The following is a 7161-nucleotide window of genomic DNA, read 5'->3' on the forward strand; positions in this document are numbered from 1 at the left end:
CCTTTTCGGATGTTCCACGTGGAACATCACGCGATCTTGTCTGTTTTCACCACTGAAAACTTAATAGCCCCGATCGGAAGCTTGTATTCCCCCACGAGCGACGGCGTCCATACGGAACAAAGCTGGGTCGGAATATCTCCCACTTCAATCCCCCACTCCTCGCTCTTCAGGTGATAGAAAACACCGCCTTTAGGGACCACTTTACGGGTCATCATGATGGACTTGGAAATATTCGCCAGTCCGCGGGCCATCACATAGTTCATAGAGCCATCCGGGAAAGACTCGATGGTTTTGTTCTCGACCGTCACGTTAGAAAGCTTCAAAACGCCCGCCATGTGGGTCAAGAACTCGCACTTCTTCTGATCGACCTCAACAAGGACTACTTGCACCTTGGGATACAAAAGAGCGAACACCATACCCGGGAAACCGTTGCCGGACCCCAGGTCATAGACTTTATCTAGGTTAGGATTGGATTTCATAATGGCCTGAGAGGCCAGGATCGAATCGGCAAAATGAAGAGCATCCGCCACAAAAAGCGTCTTGGCTGAAATAAGATTCAGAGTTCGATTAAACTTCAATAGCTCTTCATGGTAGGTCTTAAGTCGAGCTCTCAGATCTGGACTTAGATCAGGGAACCACTCATCAATGCGCCAGTATACTATCGGTGCTGCCTGTTCCTGATTGTCCTTCAAGCCCCATCTCCTTGATCTTTTTATGACCTTTTAGATGGATCATTATAGCCTGAATAGCGGATGGATTAACACCACTTATCCGCTGAGCTTGACCTAAGGTACGGGGCTTAACGCGTTGCAGCTTATCCTTCTCTTCATTGGAAAGACCCCGGATTTCACCATACTCCAGCCCCTCCGGAAGGAGCATTTCTTCCAGGCGTTTGGACTGAGTGATCAGGTCCATCTGGCGTTTGACGTAACCCGAGTACTTCACCTCAATTTCGACCGGCTCAACTACATTCGGATCCGGATCCAGCTCAAAATTTAGCAGTTCCAGGTGTGAACTCGTTAGCTCGGGGCGACGCAGCAACTCTTCGAAAGTTAAGGACTTCGACATAGCTGGAGTCGGGATTGTTGCCAAAATAGCCTGAATATCTTTGGTTGGATAAAGCACGGTGTTCTTCAAACGATCATGCAAAGTCTGACGGCGGGCACGCAAGTTCGTCAAAAGCTCAAAAGACTCTTCGGAAACAAGACCCAGTTGGCGACCCAAGTCACTCAACCTGTCGATAGTATTGTCTTCTCGCAAAACAAGTCTGTGCTCTGCGCGCGAAGTGAACATACGATACGGTTCGCGCGTTCCTTTCGTCACAAGATCATCGATCATCACACCCATATAGGCCTGATCACGACTCAAGATAAATTCCTCGCGACCCAAAATACTGTGAGCCGCATTGATTCCCGCAATCAAACCCTGCGCCGCCGCTTCTTCATAACCGGAAGTGCCGTTGATCTGACCTGCCAGGAACAACTGACGAATGGTTCTGGTTTCAAGGCGATGCCAAATCTGGGTCGGCTCGATATAGTCATACTCCACCGCATAGCCGTAGCGTGCGACTTTCACGTTTTCAAGACCCGGGATGGTTTTTAAGAACCGATCCTGAACATCTTCCGGAAGGCTGGTGGAAATACCCTGCAGATAAATCAAATCCGTGGAAAGCCCTTCCGGCTCCAGGAATGTCTGGTGGCTGGTTCTTTCTGCGAAACGAGTGATTTTATCTTCAATCGAAGGACAATAACGAGGACCCACACCTTCAATAATCCCGCAGTACATAGGGGATTTATCCAGGTTGCCCCGGATGATGTCATGGGTTTCTTCCGTCGTGCGAGTCAGGTAACAAAGCACCTGGGGAAGTTTCAATTTATCAGAGGAACGGAAGCTGAATGGATAAACTTTTTCATCCCCGGCTTGCGGAATGGTTTTAGACCAGTCGATAGAATCTTTCAGCAAACGCGCCGGAGTTCCGGTTTTAAGTCTTTTGACTTCAAAACCGAACTGCGCCAATTGATCAGACAACCCGATCGAAGGCTGATCCCCCACGCGGCCGCCCGCTTCCTGACGAAGACCGATATGCATAACCCCGTTCATGAAAGTTCCGGTGGTGATGATGGTCGCCTTACCGAAAATCTCAGAACCATCCTGCAAAACCACACCCACACACAGATCCTTTTCCAGTATCAGGCGTTTTACTTCCCCTTGAAGAACCTCAAGGTTAGGCTGGTTGTACAAGGCCTCTTTCTGGAATTGAGAATACAAGTGCTTGTCGTTCTGAACACGGGTGCCGCGAACCGCGGGACCTTTCGAGGCATTCAAGCGTTTATACTGGATGCAGGTTTCATCAGCTGCAACACCCATCTGACCGCCCAGCACATCGATCTCGCGAACCATGTGTCCCTTGGCAAGTCCCCCGATGGACGGGTTGCAACTCATATAACCGATACGATCCGTATTGGTGGTCACCATCAGGGTGTTCAAACCCAGACGCGCAGAAGACAGACACGCCTCAATACCCGCGTGGCCGGCACCGACAACAATCACATCATATTTTTTGTTAGCCATAATTATTTCCCGATACAAAACTCTTTAAAGACCCGGTCCATGATCTGATCATCAAACCGTTTCCCCAAAGTTTCGTGGATCGCAATGAGAGCTTCTTTAAACTCAAGAGCCAAAAACTCAGCACCTAACCCTTGCGCCACGACTGATTGTGAACGTTGGGTGTTTTCAAGGGCGCGGGAAAGATTCTCGAAATGACGGGCATTGGAAATCAGCACTGTGTTTTCCACCTGCAAATCGGTGAACTCTTTCACCAGGTCCTTAAGCACCTCAGAACGCACCTTTTTATCAAGAGCGCTGACAAAGAACACCCTTCTTGTGAAGAAAGCCCCAGGGTCCGTCAGTTTTTGGAAAAATTTACTGTTTTTCAGTGTTTTTTCGACAGTTTCCAGGGGTTTAGACCCCCCTATTTTGTCGGTTTTATTGGCCAGAATATAGGTTTTTGCCGGGTCCAAAGACTCCAAAATCTGCAGCTCTTCAGCTCCCAGGCCCTTTTCGATGTCGTAAACAAAGAACACCACATCGGATTCATTCTGCGCTTCATAGCTTTTCTGGATACCAATTCGCTCCACCAGATCAGTGGCTTCATCACGAAGGCCGGCGGTATCCACGAAAGTGAACTTCACGCCCTCAAAAGTCGTATCCCCGTGAATCACATCCCGCGTGGTTCCTGGGATGTCCGTCACAATGGCCCGTTCGTCTTCCAGGAACAAGTTCAGCAAACTGGATTTACCCACATTCGGAAGACCGGTCAGAACAATACGGAAACCGTCCTTCAACAGACGGCCCACCTTGAAAGTGGCCACCAGTTCCTTCAGACCCGCTTCGATTTTCTTCAGACGAACCTGAATGACATTTTCTTCGATGACTTCAATGCCCTCAGTGGAAAAATCAATACTGGCTTCGGCGTGCGCCAGAATCCAGGTCATATCATCTTCGATTTCTTCAAGCTTGTGGGAAAGAGTCCCCTTAAGCTGGCGCAGGGCCAGTTTGGCGGCTTGCTGGCTTTGGGATTCGATCAAAGAAAGAACGGATTCCGCCTGAACCAGATCCAGCTTCCCGTTCATAAACGCGCGGAAAGTAAATTCCCCGCGATCCGCCGGACGAGCACCCAGATTGACTAATTGATTCAAGATTGTTTGGCAGATCAGCGGGCTTCCGTGGCAGGAGATTTCAATAACCTCTTCACCGGTGAAAGAACGGCCTTCTTTGAAGTAGGTTGCCAGAACCTCGTCAATCTCATCGCCTGACTGGGAGTTTTTCAGATTCCCGAAATAGACTTTGTGAGACTCAGGATGTGCCGGCAAAAACGGGCAGATTTTAGAGACGATATTTAAAGTCTGGGGCCCACTGACTCTGATAACAGAGATACCGCCCACTCCATGAGGAGTGGAGATCGCACAGATTGTATCCTTATCACGATCTCCGCGGATCATAGGCCCCACTTACAGCTCACTAGTCGTGAGCAGCTTCTTCCGCGCCACCAGCAGCATTGTTAGAGCCGCCTTTAGCTGGATAAATTTTGATTTTTTTGTACAGACCATCACCCAAAGAGCGGCTTTTTACGCGCGGATCTTTTGCCAGGTACTGGTGAACAACTTTGCGGTCTTTCGGCGGAAGAGCTCTGTAGTAAACAGATTTCCCCTGCTCGATGCAGATCGCTTTCAGGTTTTCCGCACGCTCAATCAAAGCATTCGCAGATTCATCACGGTACCCACCGCAGTCCACTGTGATATTTGTCTTATCTTCAGGGAAGTTGTGCTGGATCACGCGTTTTAAGAACAACTGGAATGCATCCAGCATCTGTCCTTTTTTGTCTTTCAGAATCTCTTCATCAGCGCCAGAGAACTGAACAGCCAAAGTTACGGAGCCGTCTTCTTCTTTCTCGGTCACGATCTCAAAAGACAGTTCAAACTGAGCTTTCTCGATGATCCCTTCCAAAGTTTTTTCAACAAGGGCTTCCACTTCGTTGTTAGCACCTTTGCTTTTCCCCCCGAAAAGCTTACTAAAAAAACCCATTATGCCTCCTATTTATAAATAAAAAATAAATCTAAAACTATCACCCAAAGACTAAGCGGTTACTGCTTTGGTCTTTGGCTCTCTCATGATCAGCCATTGCTGGATAATACCAAACAGGGTGCTGACAACCATATAAAGAGTCAGACCAGCCGGAAGCTGCAACATGAACAATGAGAACACCACCGGCAGGAATGCCATGATTTTCGCCTGAGTCGGATCCATCGTGCTTGGCGTGATCTTCTGCTGAATGTACATGAAGATCGCCATGGAAACCGGCAACACATAGAACTTGTCATGAGAGCTCAGGTCCGTGATCCACAGGATGAATGGAGAATTATAAAGCTCGATGGAGGAACCAATCACGCGATACAAGGCGAAGAACACCGGGATCTGAAGCAACATCGGCAGACAGCCGCCCAGGGGGTTTGCGCCGTTTTGTTTCATCACGGCCATCATTTCCTGGTTCAAACGCATTGGATCTTCTTTGTACTTTTCACGCAGACCCTGAATGATCGGCTGAACCTTTTGCATCGCCTTCATGGACTTGAAGGACATGATATTGAAAGGCAATACGCACAGACGAACCAACAAGGTCAGGATGATGATTGCAAAACCCCAGTTGCCGACAACCGAGTGAGCGGCTTTCATCACATAAAGAAGCGGACGGGCAATAAAGCCGAAGAAACCAAAGTCGATCAGGCTTGCCATTTCCGGATCCACCGCTTTCAAAGCGTCGATGGATTTAGGACCCGCATAGAAGACTTCAGAGAAAGTCATTTCAGACTTCACGGAAGCTGGCTTGTAAACCAGTTCCGCCATCGCGGTTTTTGCGTTGATCTGAGCGTTTAATTTTACTTCCGGCATGATTTCGGACTTGTCCAAAATAGCCGCTGCGAAGTACTGGGAGCTTACAGAAACAAGAGATGTTGAAGGGAAGTCTTTTACCACGTCCTCTTTAGCACCGCTGAAATTCACGGTGTCGTGTTTGCCACCGTTATGAGTGACAAAGAAATCCTGGTGTTCATAGGAAGGGAACAGGAAAGAAGTGGAAGCCTGAGTGTGGATGGATTCCGGGATCAACAAAGAGAAGCCTTTTTTGAAGTCTTCAGTCGGGTTGGACACGGAGATTGTATTGGTGAAAGAGGAAGTATCAGCATTGAACTTCATCTCACGCTTAATCACCGTTTCACCCACGTGCGCGGTGCCGACATAGTGACCTGGAGCCTGTTCCGCCACATCAAATGCCAGAGGTTTTGAGTCCCCTGCCCAGCGCATTTCAAAAAGACCATCAGTGTTGGAAACTCCCAACTTGATATTGTTCTTTTCTTTATCCTGGTAGTTGTTGATGGTGTAACCCTTCAAACCCATACCAAAGCTGGTCATAACAAAGGACACTTTGTCGTTTTCGAAGTGGAATTCTTTCGCCGTAACTGGCGCTTCCACGATTTCAGATTTTGTATCGACGGTGTTTGCTGTGGCAGCAGGAGTTTCAGAAGTGGTCGCAGCAGTTGCAGATTTCTGCGTTTGTTCGGTCTGAGTCTTAGGTTTGTTATAGTCAGGATATTTTTTGCCGAGGTAAGTGTTCCATCCGTAATAAACGATAGCTACGGCGGCCACGGCAATAAGTGTTTTGGGATCAAAGAATGACGGGTTGTTATTCTTTTGTTGCATTGATTACTCCCTTTGCAAGAGGAACCGGATCATAACCATAAGGTCCTCCCGGTCGGCACTTGCAAACCCTTTTGGTGATTAACCAAATGGCTTTGTGTGTATGATGAGTCTTAATGGCTTCGAGTGCGTAGGCAGAACAACTTGGTTCGAATCGACAGGATCCACCTAAGTGAGTCGTCCCGATGGTTCGGTAAGCCCCGATGAAAACCCATAAGATGTACTTAAAGGTGTTTTCGTAGAGTTTCCAAACCACGGTCCATAGCTTTGACAAATTCCTCATGACTGAGACCTTTGTAAAAGTTTGCTTCCATAGGTTTAAAGATAAGATTGATGTCGGCTTCAAGGGTTTGTCCCGCCACAAGGAAGCTGCGGAAATACTCTCTGGTCCAACGCTTGAGTTTATTGCGTACGACGGCCGATCCAGTCTTGCGACTAGCGGTAACGCCAAAACGCAACTGACCTACCTGGTTTCTCTGATAATTCAGAAGCAACCACTTTGTAGGCCAGTGTCTTTTACCCGATTGTTTTAGAGAGAGAAATTCAGAGCTTCTCTTAATAACTTGCGCGGAATTATTTTCCACCAGTAGAAACCGTCAGACGCTTTCTACCTTTAGCGCGACGACGATTTAGAACTTCTTGACCGGCTTTAGTAGCCATACGAGCGCGGAAACCGTGTGTGGTTTTACGACGTTTATTAGATGGTTGGTATGTACGTTTCATAACTATCTCCCCAGGGTTTTTTTACGACGCTAAATGACGTCAAAGACACCTATATATGTATTCCACAAAGTTGGTTCCAACTAGATACGTGGGGCATTAATAAAGCACATTGCGACATGAAGGTCAACTGTTGAAAACTTCAGCTCCCCTTGTTAAGAGGACGCAGCGCTTGAGGGGAATCAC

At 47.9% G+C, this 7161-nt stretch carries 8 protein-coding genes; all 8 read right to left on the reverse strand.

Features of this window, described 5'->3' with window-relative positions:
• Positions 1-26 precede the first annotated feature (26 nt).
• From rsmG to rpmH, 8 genes are read right to left on the reverse strand one after another with little or no spacing between them, the layout of a single operon-like run.
• Positions 27-692: a 16S rRNA (guanine(527)-N(7))-methyltransferase RsmG gene (gene rsmG / locus ACZ520_RS18425; protein WP_088563760.1), complete on the reverse strand. Its 666-nt coding sequence runs from the start codon at positions 690-692 to the stop codon at positions 27-29.
• Complete coding sequence (gene mnmG / locus ACZ520_RS18430) at positions 643-2571, reverse strand: tRNA uridine-5-carboxymethylaminomethyl(34) synthesis enzyme MnmG (protein WP_088563759.1); 1929 nt, start codon at positions 2569-2571, stop codon at positions 643-645. The genes rsmG and mnmG overlap by 50 nt, the downstream gene beginning before the upstream one ends.
• Positions 2572-2573: 2 nt before the next feature.
• Positions 2574-4004 carry a tRNA uridine-5-carboxymethylaminomethyl(34) synthesis GTPase MnmE gene (gene mnmE / locus ACZ520_RS18435; RefSeq protein WP_464126955.1) on the reverse strand — a complete coding sequence of 477 codons (1431 nt, stop codon included), beginning with the start codon at positions 4002-4004 and terminating at the stop codon, positions 2574-2576.
• A gap of 19 nt (positions 4005-4023) precedes the next feature.
• On the reverse strand, positions 4024-4587 hold the full coding sequence (locus ACZ520_RS18440; RefSeq protein WP_088563757.1) for a Jag family protein: 564 nt from the start codon (positions 4585-4587) through the stop codon (positions 4024-4026).
• Between the two features lie 51 nt (positions 4588-4638).
• Positions 4639-6258, reverse strand: a complete 1620-nt coding sequence (gene yidC / locus ACZ520_RS18445; RefSeq protein WP_464126958.1) for a membrane protein insertase YidC — start codon at positions 6256-6258, stop codon at positions 4639-4641.
• Complete coding sequence (gene yidD, locus ACZ520_RS18450; RefSeq protein WP_080559017.1) at positions 6242-6538, reverse strand: membrane protein insertion efficiency factor YidD; 297 nt, start codon at positions 6536-6538, stop codon at positions 6242-6244. The genes yidC and yidD overlap by 17 nt, the downstream gene beginning before the upstream one ends.
• Positions 6480-6839: a ribonuclease P protein component gene (gene rnpA, locus ACZ520_RS18455; RefSeq protein WP_198298032.1), complete on the reverse strand. Its 360-nt coding sequence runs from the start codon at positions 6837-6839 to the stop codon at positions 6480-6482. Before rnpA ends, yidD begins: the two co-directional genes overlap by 59 nt.
• Positions 6829-6978 (reverse strand): 50S ribosomal protein L34, encoded by a 150-nt coding sequence (rpmH, locus tag ACZ520_RS18460; protein ID WP_011166211.1) that lies wholly within the window; start codon positions 6976-6978, stop codon positions 6829-6831. Before rpmH ends, rnpA begins: the two co-directional genes overlap by 11 nt.
• Between the last annotated feature and the right edge of the window lie 183 nt (positions 6979-7161).

The organism is Bdellovibrio sp. BIS2 (assembly GCF_055398295.1).